At 63.2% G+C, this 21,139-nt stretch carries 23 protein-coding genes; 9 read left to right on the top strand and 14 right to left on the bottom strand.

Going from position 1 to position 21,139, the window contains the following annotated elements:
- Positions 1–157: 157 nt before the first annotated feature.
- Positions 158–421 (bottom strand): hypothetical protein, encoded by a 264-nt coding sequence (locus AC0V2Y_RS13330; protein ID WP_474294802.1) that lies wholly within the window; start codon positions 419–421, stop codon positions 158–160.
- A gap of 179 nt (positions 422–600) precedes the next feature.
- Between AC0V2Y_RS13330 and AC0V2Y_RS13325 the strand changes: the two genes are divergently transcribed.
- Positions 601–1,053 (top strand): hypothetical protein, encoded by a 453-nt coding sequence (locus AC0V2Y_RS13325; protein WP_475414699.1) that lies wholly within the window; start codon positions 601–603, stop codon positions 1,051–1,053.
- Between the two features lie 3 nt (positions 1,054–1,056).
- Here AC0V2Y_RS13325 and AC0V2Y_RS13320 read toward each other — a convergent pair whose 3' ends face one another.
- Both AC0V2Y_RS13320 and AC0V2Y_RS13315 read right to left on the bottom strand, forming a co-directional pair.
- The gene (locus tag AC0V2Y_RS13320) at positions 1,057–1,404 is read right to left on the bottom strand and encodes an antibiotic biosynthesis monooxygenase family protein (RefSeq protein ID WP_475414698.1); all 348 of its coding nucleotides are present in this window, start codon (positions 1,402–1,404) and stop codon (positions 1,057–1,059) included.
- Positions 1,401–2,507, bottom strand: a complete 1,107-nt coding sequence (locus AC0V2Y_RS13315; RefSeq protein WP_475414697.1) for a cytochrome P450 — start codon at positions 2,505–2,507, stop codon at positions 1,401–1,403. The genes AC0V2Y_RS13320 and AC0V2Y_RS13315 overlap by 4 nt, the downstream gene beginning before the upstream one ends.
- Before the next feature lie 76 nt (positions 2,508–2,583).
- Between AC0V2Y_RS13315 and AC0V2Y_RS13310 the strand changes: the two genes are divergently transcribed.
- The 4 genes from AC0V2Y_RS13310 (at position 2,584) to AC0V2Y_RS13295 (ending at position 8,008) form a co-directional block, all read left to right on the top strand.
- Complete coding sequence (locus AC0V2Y_RS13310; protein ID WP_475414696.1) at positions 2,584–3,282, top strand: ArsR/SmtB family transcription factor; 699 nt, start codon at positions 2,584–2,586, stop codon at positions 3,280–3,282.
- The gene (locus AC0V2Y_RS13305; RefSeq protein WP_475414695.1) at positions 3,279–4,004 is read left to right on the top strand and encodes an ABC transporter ATP-binding protein; all 726 of its coding nucleotides are present in this window, start codon (positions 3,279–3,281) and stop codon (positions 4,002–4,004) included. Before AC0V2Y_RS13310 ends, AC0V2Y_RS13305 begins: the two co-directional genes overlap by 4 nt.
- Entirely contained in the window at positions 4,001–6,283 is a 2,283-nt protein-coding gene (locus AC0V2Y_RS13300) for a lysostaphin resistance A-like protein (protein ID WP_475414694.1), read from the top strand. Before AC0V2Y_RS13305 ends, AC0V2Y_RS13300 begins: the two co-directional genes overlap by 4 nt.
- 72 nt (positions 6,284–6,355) lie before the next feature.
- The gene (locus AC0V2Y_RS13295) at positions 6,356–8,008 is read left to right on the top strand and encodes a patatin-like phospholipase family protein (RefSeq protein WP_475414693.1); all 1,653 of its coding nucleotides are present in this window, start codon (positions 6,356–6,358) and stop codon (positions 8,006–8,008) included.
- Positions 8,009–8,093: 85 nt separating this feature from the next.
- Here the strand turns inward: AC0V2Y_RS13295 and AC0V2Y_RS13290 are convergent, their stop codons facing one another.
- From AC0V2Y_RS13290 to AC0V2Y_RS13270, 5 genes are all read right to left on the bottom strand, one after another.
- A complete protein-coding gene (locus AC0V2Y_RS13290) occupies positions 8,094–8,312 on the bottom strand; it encodes a hypothetical protein (RefSeq protein WP_034784905.1) in 219 nt (72 codons plus the stop codon).
- A gap of 80 nt (positions 8,313–8,392) precedes the next feature.
- Complete coding sequence (locus AC0V2Y_RS13285) at positions 8,393–8,974, bottom strand: TerD family protein (RefSeq protein WP_070290121.1); 582 nt, start codon at positions 8,972–8,974, stop codon at positions 8,393–8,395.
- 38 nt (positions 8,975–9,012) lie between these two features.
- On the bottom strand, positions 9,013–9,708 hold the full coding sequence (locus AC0V2Y_RS13280) for a TIGR00266 family protein (protein ID WP_475414692.1): 696 nt from the start codon (positions 9,706–9,708) through the stop codon (positions 9,013–9,015).
- A 207-nt stretch (positions 9,709–9,915) separates the two neighbouring features.
- On the bottom strand, positions 9,916–10,491 hold the full coding sequence (locus AC0V2Y_RS13275) for a TerD family protein (protein WP_070222543.1): 576 nt from the start codon (positions 10,489–10,491) through the stop codon (positions 9,916–9,918).
- A gap of 131 nt (positions 10,492–10,622) precedes the next feature.
- A complete protein-coding gene (locus tag AC0V2Y_RS13270; protein WP_475414691.1) occupies positions 10,623–11,696 on the bottom strand; it encodes a DUF475 domain-containing protein in 1,074 nt (357 codons plus the stop codon).
- A gap of 117 nt (positions 11,697–11,813) precedes the next feature.
- On the opposite strand from AC0V2Y_RS13270, the gene nhaR reads away from it, so the two are divergent.
- The 3 genes from nhaR to AC0V2Y_RS13255 all read left to right on the top strand — a co-directional run bounded on the left by nhaR (position 11,814) and on the right by AC0V2Y_RS13255 (position 15,636).
- Positions 11,814–12,728 (top strand): transcriptional activator NhaR, encoded by a 915-nt coding sequence (gene nhaR, locus AC0V2Y_RS13265; RefSeq protein ID WP_475414690.1) that lies wholly within the window; start codon positions 11,814–11,816, stop codon positions 12,726–12,728.
- A 123-nt stretch (positions 12,729–12,851) separates the two neighbouring features.
- Positions 12,852–14,186, top strand: a complete 1,335-nt coding sequence (locus AC0V2Y_RS13260) for an MFS transporter (protein ID WP_475414689.1) — start codon at positions 12,852–12,854, stop codon at positions 14,184–14,186.
- Between the two features lie 109 nt (positions 14,187–14,295).
- On the top strand, positions 14,296–15,636 hold the full coding sequence (locus AC0V2Y_RS13255) for a hemolysin family protein (protein ID WP_475414688.1): 1,341 nt from the start codon (positions 14,296–14,298) through the stop codon (positions 15,634–15,636).
- On the opposite strand, the gene AC0V2Y_RS13250 is transcribed toward AC0V2Y_RS13255, so the two are convergent.
- The 6 genes from AC0V2Y_RS13250 to AC0V2Y_RS13225 are packed head-to-tail and all read right to left on the bottom strand — an operon-like array spanning position 15,633 to position 20,795.
- Positions 15,633–16,712 carry an AI-2E family transporter gene (locus AC0V2Y_RS13250; RefSeq protein ID WP_475414687.1) on the bottom strand — a complete coding sequence of 360 codons (1,080 nt, stop codon included), beginning with the start codon at positions 16,710–16,712 and terminating at the stop codon, positions 15,633–15,635. The genes AC0V2Y_RS13255 and AC0V2Y_RS13250 overlap by 4 nt on opposite strands.
- Positions 16,713–16,754: 42 nt before the next feature.
- Positions 16,755–17,348, bottom strand: coding sequence for an SCO family protein (locus AC0V2Y_RS13245; RefSeq protein ID WP_475414686.1), 594 nt, complete (start codon positions 17,346–17,348; stop codon positions 16,755–16,757).
- The gene (cyoE, locus tag AC0V2Y_RS13240; protein WP_475414685.1) at positions 17,345–18,244 is read right to left on the bottom strand and encodes a heme o synthase; all 900 of its coding nucleotides are present in this window, start codon (positions 18,242–18,244) and stop codon (positions 17,345–17,347) included. Before cyoE ends, AC0V2Y_RS13245 begins: the two co-directional genes overlap by 4 nt.
- On the bottom strand, positions 18,245–19,420 hold the full coding sequence (locus tag AC0V2Y_RS13235; RefSeq protein WP_475414702.1) for a COX15/CtaA family protein: 1,176 nt from the start codon (positions 19,418–19,420) through the stop codon (positions 18,245–18,247). It lies immediately after the preceding gene.
- An 18-nt stretch (positions 19,421–19,438) separates the two neighbouring features.
- Complete coding sequence (locus tag AC0V2Y_RS13230; protein ID WP_475414684.1) at positions 19,439–20,068, bottom strand: SCO family protein; 630 nt, start codon at positions 20,066–20,068, stop codon at positions 19,439–19,441.
- Positions 20,049–20,795 carry an SURF1 family protein gene (locus AC0V2Y_RS13225; RefSeq protein WP_475414683.1) on the bottom strand — a complete coding sequence of 249 codons (747 nt, stop codon included), beginning with the start codon at positions 20,793–20,795 and terminating at the stop codon, positions 20,049–20,051. Before AC0V2Y_RS13225 ends, AC0V2Y_RS13230 begins: the two co-directional genes overlap by 20 nt.
- A gap of 36 nt (positions 20,796–20,831) precedes the next feature.
- On the opposite strand from AC0V2Y_RS13225, the gene AC0V2Y_RS13220 reads away from it, so the two are divergent.
- A complete protein-coding gene (locus AC0V2Y_RS13220) occupies positions 20,832–21,032 on the top strand; it encodes a twin transmembrane helix small protein (RefSeq protein ID WP_046683386.1) in 201 nt (66 codons plus the stop codon).
- Positions 21,033–21,139 lie beyond the last annotated feature (107 nt).

The following is a 21,139-nucleotide window of genomic DNA, read 5'->3' as shown; positions in this document are numbered from 1 at the left end:
GCCCAAGGATGCACTAAAAAAGCGTTTGCTCGACGCCATTAAAAAGTTGCCGCCGCACGCGACGGTGAGGCCCAGCGGTCTTGACGCGGCAACGGCCAAACCCCGTACGAAACGGGCAAAGACCGTTTGATGTACGGGGGTGACGGACGCCCGTCGCTCAGGCAGCCAAGCCCTTGACGAGGACTTCGGCGACCAATTCATTCAGATCCGCGCCGCGTTCCTTGGCCAGGGTCTGCAATTGCAACACCAGATCGCTGTTCAGCTTGACGGCGAACGGCACCAGGCCCAGGGCCTGATCGCGCTTGCGCTGTTCGCGGCGGTCGACGACCACCGCTTCCTTACCGAATGCACCGGCGCCGGGAACATTCATCTTTCCCATCAGTTTCTTGGCATCGCTTTTGGCCAGGTCGGTTTTTTTCATGGTTGTTTCCTGATTTTCAAAACAGCCATTCTACGCAGTAATCGGCGCGCCGCGTGGCCGGCGCGTCAATTCCTCCGCAGCGCGCCAATGGTGCGCCCCAAAAATATCATTTTGTTATTATCATTTTTATCCCATGCGTGGATGCCACGCCGGGGAAGCTCTACCTGAAAGGAAAAAACATGCATTACCTCCATGACTCCTATCGTCGCTTGCTTTTACCCATCTTCATCGCCTGCCTGGCCGTGCTGGCGGGCTGCGGCGCGGCCGGCAGCGCAGGCGACGCGGAAAACACGCCGCGCAGCGTCACCCACGTGCTCTCGCCGGGCGAACAGGTCGCCATCACGGCCACCGATACCCTGAAACTCGAGCGCGTCAACGACAGCCGCTGCCGCAAGGGCGCCGTGTGCGTGTGGAAAGGCTACGTCAGCTACAGTTTCAGTTTGCTCAACAGCGCGGGCGCCACCGATATCGTCTTGTCCGAGTCCATGCCCGGCGCCGCCAGCTCCGTGACCGTCAACCACCTGACGTTCACCCTGCTCGACGTCGATCCGGCCACGCCGCCGGCCCTCAACGCGGCCGCGCCCACCTACCGGGTCAAGGTGAAAATCACGCAGGGCGCCCTGCCCCGCTAAGCGTCAGAAATCGTGGCGCTGGCGGCTGTCGATCGGCGCCTGTTGCCGCTCCAGCATGCCGTAATCGCGCACCACGCCGGCGATGCGCAGCCGGTAGTCGTCGAACACGCCGTGCCGGCCGGCCGACTGCGCCGCGCGGTGCGCTTCCAGCTGCCGCCACTGCGCCAGCGCCGCTTCGTCGCGAAAGAAGGATAGCGACAGCAGTTTGCCTGGATCGCTCAGGCTGCTGAAGCGCTCGATGGAAATGAAACCCTCGACCTCATCGAGCAGGGGACGCAGCGCGGCGGCCAGGTCCAGATACTGCCGGCGCCCTTCCGCACTGGGCCAGACTTCAAAAATCACGGCGATCATGCTATTTCTCCAGCGCTGAAGACAGGGATGCGGGCATTCTGCGAAGGCCGGTACGACCAGGCCAGCGGCATGCCTTCCAATGCACCGGCCCATGCCTGCAGGCAAGCCGTGGCGATGGTGTGCGCGATGGACTGCCCCGGACAGGCGTGGCGGCCATGGCCAAAGCCTGCCTCCGCATGGCCGGCGCTGGCCAGCACGACGGCGATCATCTGCCCGGCCGGCACGCGTACGCCGTGCAGTTCCACGGCATCGGCCGTGTAGCGGCGCGTGTTGTGGATCGCGGGATCACGCCGGCTGACCTCGCGCAGCAGGGCCGGCCATCGCTCGGGCGCGGCGCGCAGTTGCGCGAACAACTGCGGCTGCGTGCACAAAGCGACCGTGGCATTGCCCAGCAGACCGGCCGTGGCGTCGCACGTCTGCGACAGCAAGCCCACAAGGTTGGCCAGCACGCCGCCCGATGCCGGCCAGCCCCTGGCATCCGCCCCGGCCACGATGTCGTGCAGCAAGCTGCCGGGCAACGCCTGTCCCTCGCGCAGCAACACGCTAAAACCTTGCAACAGAGCATCGGCCGCTTGCTGCGCGCCAGCCAATTGTTCCCCATTGCTCAGCGGCGACAAACAGGCAACAAAGTCGCGCGTCCAGGCGGCCAGCGCCGGCCATTGCGCTGGCGCAAAGCCCAGCAAGTCCGCCATGACAAACAGGGGCAGCTCAAAAATCGCTTCGTTCAGCTGGACGGCGCTGCCGGGAACGCGGCCGCCGGCAATCTGCATCACCCGTCCATGCCGGCGCGCCAGATCCACCTGGCCCAGCGCACCCGCCAGCACCTGTTTCGGCACCGCATGCCGCTCGCCCTCGTTCATGCGTACCAGTTCGGCAAAAATCGCGCCGCACGGCGTGCCTGCCAGGTTGAGCGGCACGGCCTGCCCCGGCGGCCGCACGCGGCAAGCGGGATGCCCGAGGACGGCCCGCACGCCAACGGCTCCCGTTGCCAGCCAGCAATCGAGCGGCGCCTCGAAACGCAGCGGCGGGCCTTCCGCCAGGCGGCGATAGTAGTCATACGGCGCCGCGTGGGTGACGGCGGAAAAAGGGTCGGCGGGCGGCATGCGCATTCCATTGCAGTGAAGTGGGGACACGAGTATGCTGGTCCTTCCACCACAACACTTCGCCCACGGACGAATCATGGATGACAAACTTCCCTCGGCCGACATGGGCCTGGCGCAACTGGCCGGCGCCATCGCCGAACCGGCCCGCGCGCGGATGCTGTGCAGCCTGCTCGATGGCCATGCGCGCACAGCCACGGAATTGGCCACCTTGGCCGAGGTGGGCGCCTCGACGGCCAGCGCCCATCTGAGCCGCTTGCGCGAGGATGGCTTGCTGTCGATGCTGGCGCAGGGCAAGCACCGCTATTACCGCCTGGCCAGCGTGGAGGTGGCGCGGGCGCTGGAAGCGCTGCTGGTGGTGGCCGGCGTGCCCGCAACACCCTTTACGCCCACCACGCCGGACCGCTTGCGCCATGCGCGCACCTGCTACGACCACATGGCCGGCACGGTCGCCGTCGCCATGCACGACCAGTTGCGCGCGCAAGGCTGGCTGCTCGACGATGGCGGCGAAGGCGAATATCGCCTGTCGGAAGCGGGCGCAGCCGGCATGGCGGCGCTGGGCATCGACGTGCCGCAACTGCACAAGCAGCGCCGCCGCTTCGCCTGTGCCTGCCTGGACTGGAGCGAACGGCGCGCCCACGTGGGCGGGGCGCTGGGGGCGGCCCTGCTGCAGCTGGCCCTGCGCCGGCGCTGGGCCGAGCGCGAACTCGACAGCCGTGCCCTGCGCATCGCACCGGACGGCGAGCAGCGCCTGCTGGCGGCCCTGGGTGCAACATGATCGCCTTCGAAGGTTTGTCCAAACACTACGGCACGTTCGAGGCCGTCAAGCCGCTGACCTTGCAGGTGGGCAAAGGAGAGGTTTTCGGCTTCCTGGGTCCGAACGGGGCCGGCAAGACCACCACCATCCGCATGCTGATGGGCATCCTCGTGCCCAGCGCCGGCCGCGTGCTGGTCGATGACCTCGATTGCCACCGCGATGGCGCCGCCGTCAAGCGCAAGGTGGGCTACCTGCCCGACACCCCCATCTTTTACGATTATTTACGCGGACGTGAAATCCTGCAATTCGTGGCCGAAATGCATGGTTTTTCGCGCGCGGAAGCGGCCGATCGCGCCGCGCGCCTGTTGACGGAATTCGGCCTGGACGAGGCGGCCGAAGACTTTGCCGTCAATTACTCGCTGGGCATGAAGAAAAAACTGGGCCTGGCCTGCGCGCTGATCCATGATCCGGCCGTGCTGATCCTCGACGAGCCGATCAACGGTCTCGATCCGCGCGCCTCGCGCGACGTGCAGGAACGGCTGTTACGCATCGCCGCCGCCGGCACCACCATCTTTGTGTCCACGCATTTGCTGGACATGGCGCAAAAGCTGTGCAGCCGGGTCGCCATCATCCACCGGGGTGCCCTGGTGGCCACGGGCAGCCTGGATGAGATTCGCCGGCAACTTTCCAGCGATGGCAGCCTGGAAGACCTGTTCTTGCAACTTACCGACGACACCGCATGACACCGGCGCCGCCCACCGCCTGGCGCGCCGTCTGGCTGCTGACGCGTTTGCGCCTGCAGCGCCTGCTCAACGTCAGCGGCCGTGGCCTTTCCTTCACGAAAAACAATAAAAGCCGCCCCGCCACGCCCGGCAAGCGCGGCGGGCGCTGGCTGCCGGGCGCGCTGCTGCTCGTGCCCATGCTGTTTTCCTTCGGCAGCATCGCCCGCCATAGTGTACTGAACATGCATTGCCTGCTGGACCAGGTGGCCGCCTGCCAGGCGCGCGGCAGCCTGTACACGGACAGCCACCTGCTCGACTCCGTCATCGCGCAATTGATGGCCACGCCGTTCAGCGCGGCGCTGATCGGCGGGCTGACCCTGCAGCTGGCGCTGCTGTGGCTGGTCAGCGTCCTGCTACCGCTGGGCATGGGAGAGCTATCGAAGCCGGACTGGGACCTGGAATGGCTGGTCACCCTGCCTATCGAGAAAAGCACCGTGCTGTGGGCGCGCGTGCTCGAACGCACGCTCGTTAACCCGGCCGGCTTGCTGGCCCTGTGGCCCAGCACGACCATGATCGCCTGGTATGCGGGCCAGGGCTGGCTGTCCCCCGTGACGGCGCTGCTCGCCAGCCTGGTCCTGCTGACCCTGGCCGCCATGCTGCGCACCCTCGTCGACACGGGCTTGCGCCTGTCGCTCAATCCATCCCAGCTGGGCAACCTGCAAGCCGTGATTTCGCTGGCCGGTCTGTTGCCCATGTATCTGGGCATGTCCTTCGGCATGGGCACGGGCGGCTTCGCGTATGCATGGGCGGCCGCCATGCCCGCCTGGAGCGGCTGGACGCCGCCGGGCCTGCTGGTACGGCTGCTCAGTGCCGAGGGTATCGCCGCCTTGCTGCCTGCCTCCCTGCTGCTGGCGCAAGTGCTGCTATTGATGGGGCTGGGCATGGCCATCCTGCGCCGCCAGCTGCGCCACGGCGTCGTGGGCGCGGGCCAGCGCGAAGGCGCGCGCAAGCCGGCACTGGCGCCATCGGCCTCACGCCGGTGGCGCCCGCGCCTCGGCACGGCGATCCAGCGGCGCGAACTGACGTTACTCTTGCGCGACCGCAATTTTCTCGTGCAAACCCTGTTGCTGCCCCTGCTGATCCTCGGCGGCCAGGCGGTATTCTCGGGCCAGGCGCGCGACCTGCACGCGCTGCTGGCCAACCCCGTCCTGCTGGCCTCCACCGGCTTTTTCCTCGGCAGCTACGTGCTGATGATGTCGGCCTTCCAGACCCTGAACAAGGAAGGCGGCGCGCTGTGGCTGCTGTACACGTTTCCCGTTTCCGTCGAGCAGGCACTGCGGCAAAAGGCGCAGCTGTGGGCCGCGCTGGCCCTGCTGTATCCATTGATCCTGTTCGGCGCGGCGCTGGCCTGGCTGCCCGCCTGGTCGTGGCAGACGGCAGGCCTGATGCTGCTGGCGCTGGCCGGCATTCCCCTGTACGCGGCAATCGCCGTGGCGCTGGGCGTGTTTGCCAGCGACCCGCTGGCCACCGAGGCAACGGCAAAGGTGCGCCCAGCCTATATGTACCTGTATCTGCTGTTGACCGGCCTGTACATTGCCGCGCTGGCCGCCGGCAGCGCCGTGCAGCAACTGGTGTTTGTCGCGCTCACGGGCGCGCTGGCCGTGGCCCTGTGGCAAAAGGCGCGCGACGCGCTGCCCTACCTGCTCGATCCCGCCGCCTCGCCGCCGGCCACGGTCTCGGCGGCCGACGGCCTGATCGCCGCCATGCTGTTCTTTATTCTGCAAACCCTGCTGTTGATCCTGCTCAAGGACCAGGTGGCCGGCGTGCTCACGTATGTGCTGCTGCGCCTCGTGTATTGGCGCGCCGGGACGACGGGCGTGCCGCGCATCGGACAGGGCCGCCAGCCGTGGTGCTGGGGAGGCGCGGGCGCCTGTATCGCGGCGCTGGCCGGCATCGGCTGCGCGGCCTTGTTGCCGCCGGCCGCTTCGCCATTGATCCAGATCAATGGCAACGGACTATGGCTGGCGGGACTGACGCTGCTGGCCGCGCCCCTGTGCGAGGAATTCCTCTTCCGCGGCTTGCTGCAGGGCGGCTTGCGCCGCTCACTGCCGGCCTGGCAGGCGGTCGGCATCGCCGCCGCGCTGTTTGCCATGATGCATCCGCCCGCCGCCATGCTGCCCGCCTTCGTGCTGGGCCTGTGCGCGGGCCTCGCGTACGAACGCAGCGGCGCGCTGCTGGCGCCCATGCTGGTACACGCCGGCTACAGCGCCGCCCTCCTCGCGTATCAGCTGCATACGTAATCACCGGCAAATTTGCTAGAATCGCACACGTTTCCGTCCGTATCCCAACCAATGACTACGCACAGATCGCGCATGAATCCACGCTTGTTTGCCCCCTTGATCCTCGTTGCGCTGCTGAGCGGCTGCACGGTACTCGCCCTGCGCCCCAACCGCGGCGTCGAAAACCGCACGTTCACCGTGCAGGAAACACCGCGCCTGCGCATCGACGCGCCCAAGGCGCGCATCCAGAACCCGATGCCCAACGACCACTTCATCGGCATCGCCCTGTCCGGCGGCGGCAGCCGCGCGGCCAATTTCTCGGCCGCCTCGCTGGAGCAGCTGGAGCAGTTCGGCCTCGTCAGCGGCGCCTCGGCCATCTCCGGCGTTTCGGGCGGCGCCATCGCGGGCGGCTACTATGCGCTGCATGGCAAGCGGACGGATTGGCCTTTGCTGCGCAGCAAACTGAAAACGGATTTCTTCGGCCAGACCATTTTGAAACCGGCCAACCTGACGACGATGTTGCTCACGAACAAGACGCGCACATCCTTCCTGTCCGACGTGTTCGACGATGTGCTGTACGACAAGAAAACCTACGAGGACTTGCCGCACGACGGCCCCATCTTCCTGGCCAACGCGACGGATGCCACCGATGGCGGCAAGCGCGTGGTGTTTTCCTATGAGTATTTCTACAGCACCCTGCATTCGCCGATCCAGGATATCCGCCTGGCCACGGCCGTGGCCACCTCGGCCGCCTTTCCCGGCGTGTTCGATTCCGTCACCTTCGAGCGTTTCCGTCCGAAAAACAGTTTCGTGCCGGAACTCGGTTCCGAGTCGCGCGAATCGCCGTCCTACGTGCACCTGTTCGACGGCGGCGCGGCCGACAACCTGGGCGTGGAAACCCTGTGGGACGTGGCCCTGACGCAGCTGTACGGCAACGACATGGCCGTCGTGCCGCCGCGCCTGAACAGCAAGCCCTTCATCCTCATTTCCATCGATGCCAACGCACCCAATTCCAGCGCCGTCTTCGAAAAGATGTCGGACGAGCGCCAGCCGCTGGACCGCATCTTCAACAAGAATATCTATGATGCCGTCGACGCCCTGTTTTCGCGCCAGCGCAAGGAAAACCTCGTCAAGATGGGCTTTGGCCAAGCCCGCTTCGATACCATCACGCATGAAAACTTTGGCGACTTGAGCCAGAAATTCGTCAAGGGCAAGCGCACGTCGGCCTTTGCCATTCCCGTGCTGTGCCGTCCCCACCTGGGCCAGTACCGCTGCGAGGTCGATGCGGCCGATCCCCTGCCGGGCCAGATCCGCACGCGGCTGGAAGGCTTTGCCTGGCATATTTCCATCGACCAGATCGCCTCGCTGGCGCTGCGCCTGTCCAGCGGCGATGCGCAAATCGACGGCGCGCGCAAGGAAGAGCGCGCCGCCCTCGTCAAGCTGCAGCGCCTGGCCACGCAGACGAAAACCCATCTGAAACTGACGGGTCCGGAAAACTGCAGCCCGGACGTCCTGCAATCGGCCCTGTACAGCGCCGCGCGCGTGCTGATCCTCGACGACGAGGAATCACGCTTCGCCCTGTGCGATTACATGCTGGCGGGCCAGCTGATCAATGACGACACCGTCTGCAAGCAGCGCTATGTGCACGCCGTGCCCCGCTTCGCCATCGAAAGCGAAGATTTGCAGTACCGCAACCTGAGTTCGGACGGCAATTCCGTGAACGTGCCGATCCGCTGCAAGAAGTGAGCGCGCACAAAAAAGCCCGCACGATCGCTCGTGCGGGCTTTAGCGCAAGGATTCCTGGCGCCCGGTTAATTTAGATCAATCGACCTTAAATCAAGCGACTACGCCTGCGCATGTAGCTGCGGCTTAACGCACCCTCCAGTTCCTGCTCCGTCTTATGCTGGTTCACCGTGTACAGGGCCCACAGGGCCGCCGGCGCCCAGCCGATCACAGTGCACTGCAAGATCAAGGCGGCGGCACCGGCCAGCGGGCGCCCCAGCATGAAAAACGTGAGACACGGAAGTAGCAAGGCTATCAGCAATCGCATCACGACATACTCTCCTTCAAAATAGAGCAGCGGACAAGGGCCGGTATCCGGTCCGTCCCCCGCCCGCTGCGTACTGCTCCTTATAGATGCACTGAGATTTGGGGCATCAGGTCGTCAAAGGTGCGACCGTTGCCGTTTTCTCCGATGGCGTGCATCTTCCATTCGCCGTTATGGCGGTACAGCTTGGCCATGATCTGTGCCGTGTGGGAACCTTGCACAGACAGGTTGAAACGCGCGACTTCCTGGTTATTGCTCGCATTCAAGATGCGGCAATAGGCGTTTTCCACCTGCGAGAAGTTCTGGCCAGTAAAGCTGTTGACGGTGAAGACCAGGCTTTTCACGTGCGCCGGCACCTTCGACAGATCGACATTGATCTGTTCGTCGTCGCCATCGCCCGCGCCCGTGCGGTTGTCGCCCGTGTGGACAATGCTGCCGTCCTTGCTTTTCAGCTGGCGGAACCAGACGATATCGGACGTGCCCTTGTTCTCGTCGAACATGACGCACGACGCGTCCAGGTCGACGGCTTCCGTCTTCGAACCGAAACCGAGGAAACCCTTGGTCTTGGCCGCATCCCAGCCCAGGCCCATGGTGATACGGGTCAGGGTGGTACCAGCTTCTTTGTCCAGAGAAATCTTCTGGCCCTTGCTCAAATTGACAGACATACGCATAGCTCCTGTTTGGTTGGTTGCATCAAGTACTCTTACGCCGGCTTGCTTTGCGTCCAGGCGAGGAAGGCCGCGCGGTTGCGCGAGCACACGAGGATTTTTCCCGTGCCTGAAAACTTCAGCACCATGCCTTCGCCGCTGGTCTGGCTATTGATCAAATTACCCAGAAAGCCCCCGCTGCTGCCGGTCGTGATGGAAATTTCGTATTGCAGGCGGTTGTCCCAGCACACGACGTGCGAGTTATCGATCACCACGTCCTTGCCAGGCGTCACTTCCAGTTCCGACATCGCGCCAAAACCGGACACCGCCAACTGGCCGCTGCCTGCCGTCTCGGTGATGAAAAAACCACCGCTCTGGGCAAACAGCGCATTGCCAAGGCTTTGCGTGCGCACCTTCAATTCCACGCCAGAGCTGGCCGCCACGAAGGCGCCGTCGCTGATCATGTATTGCTGGGCGCCAACCTCGAGCACCCGCATCGCGCCGGGCAAGGTGGGCGACAGCAGACAGTCGCCGTCGCCCCGCATGGCCTCGATATGCTGCTGAAAGAACGATTCCCCGTTGGCAAAGGTGCGCATCAGCGCAGCGCCTATGCCGCCCGTCATCTTGCCTTTCAGCTCAAGATTGGTTTCCATCATCACCATCGCATCGGATTCGCAATAAATCTTCTCGCCCTTGGCCAGCGATACATGCAGAAACGGGTCGACGTCCCCTGTTACATTAAAAACCGGCATTCAACTGTTCCTTCCTCAACTAGATAATGATGGGGCGCTCCACACAGTAGACCGCCTTTACTGCAGAGTAACGGTGCCGCACAAAACCGTAGCGAGCGGATGTGATTTGTGGCCGAGAAGCGCAACCGTACTTTAGTACGGGGGCGCCGAGCCGGTGAGCATCGCCGGCCGCAAAGCGCACCGCGCAGTAGGTTTGGTGTGGCTACCTTATACGCCGACGCCGAACGAGGCAGCCAAAGGACCTAAACCGCCTTTATATCCCTGGCCGATGGCCTTGAATTTCCAATCGCCGCCATTACGGTAGATTTCGCCGAAGACCATCGCCGTTTCCGCCGAGCCGTCTTCCGACAGGTCGAAGCGGGCGATTTCCGTGTTGCCGTTGGCATTCACGCAACGCACGTACGCCTTCGATACCATACCAAAGTTTTGCTTGCGCGCCTCGGCATCGTGAATCGTGACGCAGACGGCGATCTTGTCGATCTCGGCTGGCACCGTGGCCAGGTCGACGACGACGGTTTCATCGTCGCCATCGCCGGCGCCCGTGGTGTTGTCGCCCGAGTGGGTGACGGAACCGTCGCTCGACTTCAGGTTGTTGTAGAAAATCATGTCGACGTCGGCACGAACCTTGCCGTCGGCCTTCAGCAGGAACACGGAACCGTCGATGTCGAACGCGGCGCCGTCGGTGGCGCGGGCATCCCAGCCCAGGCCGATGATCATCTTCGAAATGCCAGGGGCTTCCTTGCTCAGGTTGACGTTGCCGCCTTTTTGCAGACTGATTGCCATGATGTATTTCTCCTATGTGGGTTGTATATGACCAGACACCTGGCGTCCTCCACCGGCCTGACTCCCCAGGCCGGCGGCGACGCTTGCTGCAACTTGCCGACAAACGGGTGCAGTCGTTTGCCGCGCATTCTTTACACTGCCTTGACCGCTTCCAGCGCTTCCGTCGGGCCTTCTTCGAGGGCCATCCTGCGCTTGTAGCGGATCGACGACCACAGCGAGGCGAGAATGAAGGCCACGCCGATCAGACCCGTGAAGATCTCGGGAATGTGGAACTTCATGCTGACCAACATGATCACGGCCAGGATACCGATCGCATAGTGCGCGCCGTGCTCCAGATAAACGAACTCGTCGAGCGTTCCCTTGCGCACCAGGAACACCGTCATCGAACGCACGAACATCGCGCCGATTGCCAGGCCCAGCATGATGATCACGACATCCTTGGTGATGGCGAACGCGCCGATCACGCCGTCAAAACTGAACGAGGCGTCGAGCACTTCCAGGTACAGGAAGCCGCCAATACCGCCGCGCTTGATGATGTCGCCCATGTTGCCGTCGCCGTTATCGCCTTCCAGCAAACCGCTGATCACATCGACGCCCACGTAGGTCAGGATGCCCCACAGGCCGGCCGTCAGGACCACCAGCTTCTGGCCTTCTTCGATCATCGACAGGCTGACCATCAGGGTACCGAGCGCGATCATCACGGAAATCGACGAAATCTTGCCCAGCGCGCCCAGTTTTTCTTCAATCCGGCCCAGCCAGTGCGTTTCTTTCTCCGAATCCAGCAGGAAGTTCAGGAACACCAGCAGCAGGAAGATGCCGCCGAAAGCCGCCACTTCCGCGTGGTGATTCGTCAGGTGCATCGAATACTGTTCCGGATTGCTCAGTGCCAGATTCCATACCTCCATCAAGCCCAGGTCCGCCGCTTGCGCCACGATGACCAGCGGGAACAGCAGACGCATGCCGAAGACGGCGATGATGATGCCCACGCCGAGGAACAGGTTCTGCCAGAACTTGTCCCAGTTCTTCAGCACCGAGGCGTTGACCACTGCGTTGTCGAACGACAGCGAGACTTCCATCACGCCGAGGATCACCGCGATACCGAGCGCCGCCAGCATCGTCTGCACGCCACCGTGCGTGTAACCCCACCAGGCGGAAATGCCCAGGCAGATAAATGTCACTAGAAATGACACTCTGAAATGTTTCATCGATAGTTCCCCGTTATCCAAATTCAATGGAACGTAGTATAGAGACGTGTGACACATTTAAAAATAGAAGATAATGGAAGTATTACTTCGTAAAAACAGAAGATAGAGGGTGCAGCGATGAAAACCACGGGATTCAATTACCGCCATTTGTATTTCTTTTGGGTCGTCGCCAAGGAAGGCGGCGTGACGCGCGCGGCTGAACGGCTGGGACTGGCAGTGCAAACCATCAGCACCCAGCTGGCCCTGCTGGAAAAGGAACTGGGCCGCTCCCTGCTGCAGCCGCAGGGACGGCGTCTGGTGCCGACCGAAGCGGGCCGCCTGGCGCTCGGCTATGCGGACCAGATCTTTTTGCTGGGCGAACAGATGCAGGATGCGCTGGCCGACACGGACGCGGAAAAGATGCGCCTGACGGTGGGTATTTCCGATTCCCTGCCGAAACTGATGGCCTACCGCATGCTCGACGCCACGCGCAGCCTGGACCAGCCCGTCAAGCTCGTGTGCCTGGAAGATGAGTTCGAATCGCTGCTGGCCGACCTGGCCCTGCACAAGCTGGACCTGGTCTTGACGGACCGCGCCGTGCCGGCCGGCGCCAGCCTGCGCGTCTCCAGCCACCTGTGGGGAGAGAGCGCCATGAAGCTGTTCGCCATCCCCGCGCTGGCCGCACAGTACCGCGGCAATTTCCCGCACAGCCTGCACGGCGCGCCGTTTCTGCTGCCCGCGCGCAACAATGCCCTGCGCGGGCGCATCGACGAATGGATGGTGCAGCAAGGCGTGCGCCCCGACGTGGTGGGCGAATTCGAGGACAACGCCATGCTCAACGCCTTTGGCCGCAAGGGCCTGGGCCTGTTCTTCGCCTCGGCCAGCCTGGCGGCCGACATCGAGGAGCAATTCGGCGCCGTGCTGGTGGGTGACGCCTCGTCCCTGCGCGAGCAGTTTTATGTGATTTCCAACGAGCGCAAGATCATGCATCCGGCGCTCGATGTCATTTTGGCCGCCATCCAGGGCCAGCCAAAGATTCACAAGGAAACCTGATAAATCCATTCGAAAATAACGTTTGAATAATCAATCAAAAGCGATTGTAATGAAGCCTGAGACAAACACGCACCCGTCCCTCGCTGGAAGGGTGCGATCACCATAAAAAACAGGAGCGGCACCATGTCCACGGCAGGCAAGACGATCGATATTCCCGATCTCATCAATAACAACAGGATCGGCTCCTTCCAGATCGGCATGCTGATCCTGTGCGGGCTGTGCGTCATCATGGATGGCTTCGACGTGCAGGCGATGGGGTACGTGGCGCCCGCCATCATTGCCGACTGGCATGTCAGCAAGGCCAACCTCGGCCCCGTGTTTGGCGCGGGCCTGCTGGGCATGCTGGTCGGCTCGCTCGTCTTCAGCATCACGGCCGACAAATTCGGCCGCCGTCCCGTGCTGATCGGCTCGACCATCTTCTTTTCGCTGTGCATGCTGGTCACGCCGCTGGCCACCACCATCGAGCAATTGCAGCTGATCCGCTTTATCACGGGACTGGGTCTGGGCGCCGTGATGCCGAACGCCATGGCGCTGGCCGGCGAATACAGCCCCCTGCGCAAGAAAGTCACCTTGATGATGCTGGTCTCGTGCGGCTTTACCCTGGGCGCCGTGCTGGGCGGATTATTGTCCGCCGCGCTGATTCCCGCCTTCGGCTGGCAATCCGTGTTTTACGTGGGCGGCGTGGTGCCGCTGGTGATCGGCGTGCTGATGTTCTTCCTGCTGCCGGAATCGATGCAATTCCTGGTGCTCAAGAAACGCAAGCTGGATCAAGTCGCCAAGTGGCTCAAGCGCATCGATCCCACCGTCAACATCACGGCCGACACGCAATACCTCGTGCACGAGAAGGAACACAAGGGTGCGCCCGTGCTGCAATTGTTTACGGGCGGCCGCGCGAAGATGACGATTCTGTTGTGGGTCATCAACTTCATGAACTTGCTCAATTTATATTTCCTGTCCAACTGGCTGCCGACGATCGCCAGGGAAGCGGGCCTGTCGACGGCCAACGCCGTGCTGGCCGGCACGGCCCTGCAAGTGGGCGGCACCATCGGCACCCTCGTCATGGGCCAGCTGATCGACCGCTCCAGCTTCCGCCGCATCCTGCTGCCATGCTTCCTGGTCGCTGCCGTGGCCATTGCCCTGATCGGCCGTCCGGACGTGTCGCTGGCCTTCCTCTTCATCACCATCTTCATCGCGGGTTTCTGCGTGGTGGGCGGCCAGCCGGCCGTCAACGCCCTGGCGGCCAGCTACTATCCGACCACCTTGCGCTCGACGGGCATCGGCTGGAGCCTGGGCGTGGGCCGCATCGGCTCCATCATCGGTCCCGTGCTCGGTGGCGAGCTGATCCGCCTGAACTGGCCCAACAGCACGATTTTCCTCGTCGTCGCCATCCCCGCCATCGTCTCGGCCGTCATGGTCTTCGCCATGCGCGGCGGGCCGCAAACGGCCGCCAAAGCGTAATGCCACCGTCCGCGCGCCCGCCTGCACAGGCGGGGCGCGCGGCTAAATTAGGCTATGCCGGCCTTCGTCGTTTAAGATGACGTTTTAACAGCCCATCTTTTGCGCCCCCATGCACAATGTCTTGCTAGTCCTGCTCGCCCTCTTCCTGGTCGCGCTGAACGGTTTTTTTGTTGCCGCCGAGTTTGGCATCGTCACCTTGCGGCGCACGCGCATCCGCGCCATCGCCAAGACACAGGGACTGCGGGGCCGCATCCTGGCCAAGGTGCATGGCCAGCTCGACGCCTACCTGTCGGCCTGCCAGCTGGGCATCACGCTGGCGTCGCTGGGCCTGGGCTGGGTCGGCGAACCGGCGTTCGCCGGCTTGCTGGAACCGCTGTTCGGCGCCATCGGCGTCACTTCGCAAGAGCTGATCCACGGCGTGTCCTTCGTCGTCGCCTTCAGCGTGATTTCCTTCCTGCATATCGTCGTGGGCGAACTGGCGCCCAAATCGATGGCCATCCGCAACCCGGAAGCCGTCGGCCTGTGGAGCGCGATTCCCCTGTACGGCTTTTACTGGACCATGTATCCGGCCATCTACCTGCTCAACGCCAGCGCCAACTGGGTGCTGCGCATGGCGGGCCTGTCCGGCAAGGGCGGCCACGATGCCCATTACTCGTCCGAAGAACTGAAACTGATCCTGCGCACCAGCCAGCCCGGAGAAAAGTTTACGCGCGACGAGCGCAACATCCTGGCACAATCGCTTGATTTCGAACAGATGACGGTGTCGGACCTGATGCGCCCGATCAATGAAGTGATCGCCCTGCACGCCTCGAACACGCTGGAAGAAAACCTCGACACGGTGCTGCGCAACCGTTTCAGCCGCTACCCGTATTTCGACACGAATGAAGACGACGTGTTGGGCGTGGTACACCTCAAGGATTTGTTCTTTGCCCAGCAGGCGGGCAAACCGATCACCTCGCTCACGCCGTTTTTGCGTCCCGTCGACATCATTTCCGCGCGCACGCCGGCCCTGGAACTGTTCCGGCGCTTTCGCGACGGCGCGCCCCACTTCGCCCTGATCGGCGAGAAGGGCAAGCGTCCGCTGGGTTTTATTACGCTCGATAACTTGCTGGGCGCCATGGTCGGTGAAATCCGCGACGAATTCCGCCGCAATGAAAACGACTGGCTCAAACAAAGCGACGGCACCCTGATCGGCAAGGCCAGCCTGCCCATCTTCTCGCTCGAACGCATCCTCGGCATCGATATCGAGAACGAGGAGCTGGGGCTGGACGACGTGGAATCGGTGGGCGGCTTGATCATGGTCAAGCTGGGCGACATTCCGAAGCAGGGCCAGCGCATCACCTTCGTCGACTTCGACATCGTCGTCAAGAAGATGAACGGGCCCCGCATCGTGCTGATCAAGGTAATCCCGAAACAGGAACGGGACCTCGACGCGGACTTAAGGGATTAGTCTTTTTTCAAGGTAAGCGTATCCTTGCCCTGCGGCACGGTGGTCTCGCCCACCGTCCACGTTTGTAGCAAGCTGTACAGCACAGCCAGCAAGGTCGGGCCGATAAAGATGCCGACGAAGCCGAAGGCCAGCACGCCGCCCAGCACGCCCAGCAGCACCAGCAAGAACGGCAGGCTGCTGCCGCGGCTGATCAGCATGGGTTTGACCACGTTATCCACGCCGCTGATCAGCAGCGCGCCCCACACCAGCATGAAAATGCCCCAGCCCGTCTGGCCGTCTGAAAACAGCCAGATGGCGGCGCCGCCCCAGATCAGGGGTGGGCCGACGGGAATCAGCGAAAAGATGAAGGTGGCCACGCCCAGCAGCGCGACGGCCGGCACGCCGGCGATCAGGAAGCCCAACACGGCCACCAGCGCCTGCGCCAGCGCCGTGCCCAGCAAGCCGTACATGACGCCGCGCACGGTGCGGCTGATGGTCAGTCCCACGCCCGGTGCGCTGTCGCCGATGATGCGGCCGGCGCCCGTCATCAAGGCACGGCTCAGCTGCTGGCCGTCGCGGTAGAGGAAGAAGCTGACGAACACGGCCAGGCTGGTCTGCGCCAGGCCCGTGCCCAGCAGGATGCCGCCCGAAGCGAGGAAGTGGCGCGCCGGCTCCAGCATCGTCTTGCCCAAATTCAATAATTCCTCGCGATCGGCGAGCAGGCGCTCCACGTAGCCGGCGATGGTTTCGCCCACCACGGGAATGCTGGCCAGCCAGGCGGGCGGATGCAGGCCGCCCGTTTCCAGCGCCGTACGCAACTGTTCATAGATGCGCGAGACGTTATCGGCCAGGTTGTAGGTGACGAGGGCCAGCGGCAGCACGATGACCAGGAGCAATGACAGGGTCATGATGGCGGCCGCCCAGTTGCGTCGGCCTTTCAGGCGGTCGAGCAGGAGGAGATACAAGGGCCAGCTGGAAATGCCCACGCAGGCGGCAAACAGCATGGCGGCGAGGAAGGGCCGCAAGACGAAAAAGCAGCCGATCAACAAGAAGATGATGGCTGCCAGGCGGGCGTGGGGCTCGAAACGTTTGTCCATGTACTGCAAATCCTGAAGATGGCGCCCGGGGGCGCGACCGGATCAGGATAGCAGAAGTTTAAGATCGTGCGCGATGGCGGCAGGCTTTTCGCCGTGGCGCACGAACAGGCGGATCTTGCCTTCGCGGTCGAACACATAGGTGCCGGCCGTGTGGTCCACCGTGTAGCTGCTGTCCGTTTCGCCTTCCACCTTGGCGTAATACACCTTGAATTCCTTGGCCACCTTGGCCGTCGCGGCCGCATCGCCATACAGGCCCACGAAGCGCTTGTCGAAGGCGGGCACGTACTGCGCCAGCAATTGCTGCGTGTCGCGCTCGGGGTCGACCGTGACGAACAGCACCTGCACCTGGTCCGCCTGCGGCCCCATTTCCCGCATCACCTGCGCCATGTCGGCCATGGTGGTGGGGCACACGTCCGGGCATTGCGTGTAGCCGAAGAACATCAGCACCAGCTTGCCCTTGTAGTCCGCCAGGGTGCGCGGCTGGCCCGTGTGGTCCGTCAGCGCGAATTCGCGCGCGTAGCCGAGGCCCGTCACGTCCGTATTCTTGAATGCCAGCTTGGGCGCGGCAGGCTTGCCGCAGCCGGCGAGGACGACGGCCAGCGCGGCCGCCAGCAACAGAGTCAGGTATTTTTTCATGTTCCGAGGGGAATGTAATGGTCGACCAGCAAAGCCGCGAACAGCAATGCCAGATAGACGATGGAATACGTAAAAGCTTTGCGCGCGATCAAGTCCGTGTAGTGGCGGTACATCTTCCATGCATAGTACAGGAAGCCGGCATTGAGCAGCACGGCCGAGGCCAGGTAGATCAAGCCGCTCATGCGCACGGCGTACGGCAGCAAGGTGGTGGCGGCCAGCGCGATCGAATACAGCCACACGTGGAATTGCGTAAATTGCATGCCGTGCGTGACGGGCAGCATGGGCAGGCCCGAGCGCGCGTAATCGTCGCGGCGGTACATGGCCAGCGCCCAGAAGTGCGGCGGCGTCCAGACGAAAATGATCAGGACCAGCAGCCACGCCTGCATCGGCACGTCGTTGGCGACGGCCGCCCAGCCCAGCGCGGGCGGCATGGCGCCGGACAGGCCGCCGATGACGATGTTTTGCGGCGTGGCCGGTTTCAGCACCATCGTGTAGATCAGGGCATAGCCGACAAACGTGACAAAGGTCAGCCACATGGTCAGCGGATTGACGAGGTGATACAGGATCGCCATGCCCAGGCCGCCGATCACCAGCGCGAACACCACCGTCTGTTTCACCGTGATGTCGCCCATGGCCATCGGGCGGCGCGCCGTGCGGGCCATGCGCGCATCGATTTCGCGCTCGGCCAGGCAATTGACGGCAAACGCGGCGCCGGCCAGCAGCCAGATGCCGACGGTGCCGAACACCACCGCGTGCCAGTCGGGCAACTCCTCGCTGGCCAGGAACATGCCGATGACGGCGCAAAACACGGCCAGCTGCGTCACGCGGGGCTTGGTCAGCGCCCAGTACTGGGCGATGCGGGGGGAAGGTTTACGGCTGATGGTCTGAGTAGTCATTTATGCGGTACGGGAAGAACTGGCTGGTGCCGGGGGCACTGGCGCGGAGGCGCAAGCGCGCTTAGCATTGCGCGCTACATCGAGTTGGAATTTAGCCTTGTAGTTTAACATGGTCAGCAATAACACGAGCAGCGCGGCCCCGCCGTTATGCAGGACGGCGATCGACAGCGGCCAGCTCAGGTAAATCGTCGCCAGACCCGTGGCCGCCTGCAGGGCCAGCACCAGCGCCACCCAGCGGGCCGTGCCGCGCAGGGATGGCAGCTTCCATGCGCGCCACACCGTATAGCCGACGCCGGCCAGCACGATGAAGGCGAAGTTGCGGTGCACCCAGTGGATGGCCGTCAGCGCCGAAAACGGCAAATAGTGGCCGGCGGCCGTCTTGCCCAGCTCGCGCCACAGATGGAAACCGTGTTCAAAATCCATCTCGGGAATGACCTTGCCGCCGCACAGGGGGAAATCCGTGCAGGCCAGGGTGGCGTAGTTGGTGCTCACCCAGCCGCCCAGCGCGATCTGCAGCGTCAGCAGCGCGAGCGAAAAAATCGCCAGCGCGCGCACGGGACGCAGCACGGACTCTTCCGCATCGGCACGCAGCAAGGGTTGTACGGCATGGTCCTGGCGCCCGCCCAGCCACGTCAGCATGGCCAGCAGCCCCATGCCCAACAGCAAGTGGATGGTGACGATCACCGGTTGCAGCTTCAAGGTGACGGTCCAGGCACCGAACGCGCCCTGCAGGCAGACGAACAGGAACAGCGCCGTCGGCAGCGCGGGCGCGAATTCCGCGCGCTTGCTCTTTCTCCACTGGCGCCACGCCTGCACCATCATCGCCACAATCAGCACGCCGATGGCCATGGCCAGGTAGCGGTGCGTCATCTCGATCCACGCCTTGACCACCGTGACGGGACCCGTCGGCATCAGGGTTTCCGCCGCCACGATATGCTCGTGCGCCAGGAAAGGATTGGCCGAGCCATAGCAGCCGGGCCAGTCAGGGCAGCCCAGGCCGGAATCGGACAGGCGTGTAAAACCGCCGAACATGATCAGGTCGACCGTCAGGAAGACGGCGATCCACACGAGCTTGCGGTATTTATTGGCGTCCGCGGACACCCAGACCATGGTCAGCGGCAGCAGCGCCACCAGCAGACCCGTCAAGCCCAGCTGGGCCAGCGCGGAGAGATGCATCGTCGGCATGCGTTCCCCTTAACCGATCGCCGAAGCTTTAAGCAGCTTGGCGATGTCTTTCTTGATCTTGTTCGGGTCCGCGTCTTTCGGGAAGCGCATCATCAGATTGCCCAGCGGGTCGATCAAATATAAATGGTCGCTGGTCTTGCCGCCCGGCTCCACCGGCAGCCACGCCTTCAGGGCGTCGTTATTGACGCGCAGCATGCTGGTGCCGTCGAATTCGCGCATCACGAGCGTGTCGAGCGGCTGGCCATCCGTCACCAGCCAGACCCGCTCCAGGCGTTCGCGCTCCTTGCCTTGCATCAAACGCAGTTGTTGCATGTCAAACAATTGCTTCTTGCATGCTTCCTGACAATCGGACGGCCCTGTCTGCAACAGCACCCACTTGCCCTTGAACTGGGCCAGCGGTGCGGCCTTGCCGTCCAGTTCCGTCACCTGCAACTGGGCTTCCGGTATCGGGTACAAACGCGGGTCGATCAGGGCGCCATAGTTGTTGCGGCCCGTGGGCTTGATGATGTAATACGTGAAATACGAGGCGATGATGGGAAACGCGCACACGGCCACGACGGCCAATAGTTTCCACCGTCCCGTATTCTGTGCCTGCTTGTTGCTGTTGTCTTGCGTTGTGTCAGGGCTGTTTGTTTGCACGTCGAAATCCTGTAAAGACAAAAAATAGAAAGGCCATCAGTGCCAGTGCATACCACTGGAATGCATAGCCGCGGTGCTTCTCGGCCCCCAGATCGGGCGCCGGCCAGTCGCGCACGGGAAGCTGGCTGGACGCTGGCGGATCAACTGCATCGACTGTTTGTTCGAGGATAAAAGGCTGCAGGGACAGGCCGCTGGCCTGCGCCAGTTGGCCGATATCGGCATTTTGCACGATGGCGTGCGGCGCCAGGGCCGGCGCCGTGCCCAGCTCCATCACATGGCCCGCGTTCAGGCGCGCGATGCCGGAGATCGTCACCGTACCGGGCGGCGTGGCGTAATCGGGGATGCGCGTGCGCTCGGCATTGTTACGCGGCAACCAGCCCTGCGCCACCAGCACGTGCATGGGGGAACCGTCGATTTGAAATGGCGTGAGCACGTGGAAACCGGCCTGTCCCTTGTACGGGCGGTTGTCCAGGTAGACCGTCCAGGCGGGCACGAAACGGCCCGTCACGGTGACGCGGCGGTATTCGATCGCTTGCGCATCGGCCGGCAGCAGCGGTGCGGCCGTCAAGGCCAGCGGCGCAGCCCGGTTGCCAGCTTCCAGCCGGGCGGCGCGCGCGAGTTTTTCATCGCCACGGCGCTGCTGCCATTGCGCCAGCGACACGCCCAGCGCCACCAGTAGCAGCATTACAACAAATGGAATCCATCTAAAATGGAAGCGGATACGCATTACAATGAAACCTCCTCAAGCCTGGCGCTACCATCCATGAAAATCCTCGTTGCCATCGCCTTCATCCTGATCCTGGGCAGCCTGGGCTCGGCCCTGTTCTTCCTCATGCGCGACAAGGGCAAGAGCAACCGCACCGTGCAGGCGCTGGCCCTGCGCGTGGGCTTGTCGATCACCCTGTTTTTGCTGATCCTGCTGGCGCATCATCTGGGCTACATCCAGCCGACGGGAATTCATTAAGGCCCGGCATTGCCTGATTGGCAAATTCTTCACGCTAAGAAAAAAGCCGTACCCAGGATGTCCCGGTACGGCTTTTTTTTATGCTGCAGGCCGCCTAACAACCACGC

This window comes from Janthinobacterium sp. BHSEK, assembly GCF_056174685.1.
Note: the sequence above shows the minus strand (reverse complement) of the source record. Positions and strands in the feature narration are given on the sequence as shown.

Bases quoted from the DNA above. Each gene is read 5' to 3' on its own strand.
- AC0V2Y_RS13330 (WP_474294802.1), bottom strand. From the start codon at position 421: ATGAAAAAAACCGACCTGGCCAAAAGCGATGCCAAGAAACTGATGGGA.
- AC0V2Y_RS13325 (WP_475414699.1), top strand. From the start codon at position 601: ATGCATTACCTCCATGACTCCTATCGTCGCTTGCTTTTACCCATCTTC.
- AC0V2Y_RS13320 (WP_475414698.1), bottom strand. From the start codon at position 1,404: ATGATCGCCGTGATTTTTGAAGTCTGGCCCAGTGCGGAAGGGCGCCGG.
- AC0V2Y_RS13315 (WP_475414697.1), bottom strand. From the start codon at position 2,507: ATGCCGCCCGCCGACCCTTTTTCCGCCGTCACCCACGCGGCGCCGTAT.
- AC0V2Y_RS13310 (WP_475414696.1), top strand. From the start codon at position 2,584: ATGGATGACAAACTTCCCTCGGCCGACATGGGCCTGGCGCAACTGGCC.
- AC0V2Y_RS13305 (WP_475414695.1), top strand. From the start codon at position 3,279: ATGATCGCCTTCGAAGGTTTGTCCAAACACTACGGCACGTTCGAGGCC.
- AC0V2Y_RS13300 (WP_475414694.1), top strand. From the start codon at position 4,001: ATGACACCGGCGCCGCCCACCGCCTGGCGCGCCGTCTGGCTGCTGACG.
- AC0V2Y_RS13295 (WP_475414693.1), top strand. From the start codon at position 6,356: ATGAATCCACGCTTGTTTGCCCCCTTGATCCTCGTTGCGCTGCTGAGC.
- AC0V2Y_RS13290 (WP_034784905.1), bottom strand. From the start codon at position 8,312: ATGCGATTGCTGATAGCCTTGCTACTTCCGTGTCTCACGTTTTTCATG.
- AC0V2Y_RS13285 (WP_070290121.1), bottom strand. From the start codon at position 8,974: ATGTCTGTCAATTTGAGCAAGGGCCAGAAGATTTCTCTGGACAAAGAA.
- AC0V2Y_RS13280 (WP_475414692.1), bottom strand. From the start codon at position 9,708: ATGCCGGTTTTTAATGTAACAGGGGACGTCGACCCGTTTCTGCATGTA.
- AC0V2Y_RS13275 (WP_070222543.1), bottom strand. From the start codon at position 10,491: ATGGCAATCAGTCTGCAAAAAGGCGGCAACGTCAACCTGAGCAAGGAA.
- AC0V2Y_RS13270 (WP_475414691.1), bottom strand. From the start codon at position 11,696: ATGAAACATTTCAGAGTGTCATTTCTAGTGACATTTATCTGCCTGGGC.
- nhaR (WP_475414690.1), top strand. From the start codon at position 11,814: ATGAAAACCACGGGATTCAATTACCGCCATTTGTATTTCTTTTGGGTC.
- AC0V2Y_RS13260 (WP_475414689.1), top strand. From the start codon at position 12,852: ATGTCCACGGCAGGCAAGACGATCGATATTCCCGATCTCATCAATAAC.
- AC0V2Y_RS13255 (WP_475414688.1), top strand. From the start codon at position 14,296: ATGCACAATGTCTTGCTAGTCCTGCTCGCCCTCTTCCTGGTCGCGCTG.
- AC0V2Y_RS13250 (WP_475414687.1), bottom strand. From the start codon at position 16,712: ATGGACAAACGTTTCGAGCCCCACGCCCGCCTGGCAGCCATCATCTTC.
- AC0V2Y_RS13245 (WP_475414686.1), bottom strand. From the start codon at position 17,348: ATGAAAAAATACCTGACTCTGTTGCTGGCGGCCGCGCTGGCCGTCGTC.
- cyoE (WP_475414685.1), bottom strand. From the start codon at position 18,244: ATGACTACTCAGACCATCAGCCGTAAACCTTCCCCCCGCATCGCCCAG.
- AC0V2Y_RS13235 (WP_475414702.1), bottom strand. From the start codon at position 19,420: ATGCATCTCTCCGCGCTGGCCCAGCTGGGCTTGACGGGTCTGCTGGTG.
- AC0V2Y_RS13225 (WP_475414683.1), bottom strand. From the start codon at position 20,795: ATGCGTATCCGCTTCCATTTTAGATGGATTCCATTTGTTGTAATGCTG.
- AC0V2Y_RS13220 (WP_046683386.1), top strand. From the start codon at position 20,832: ATGAAAATCCTCGTTGCCATCGCCTTCATCCTGATCCTGGGCAGCCTG.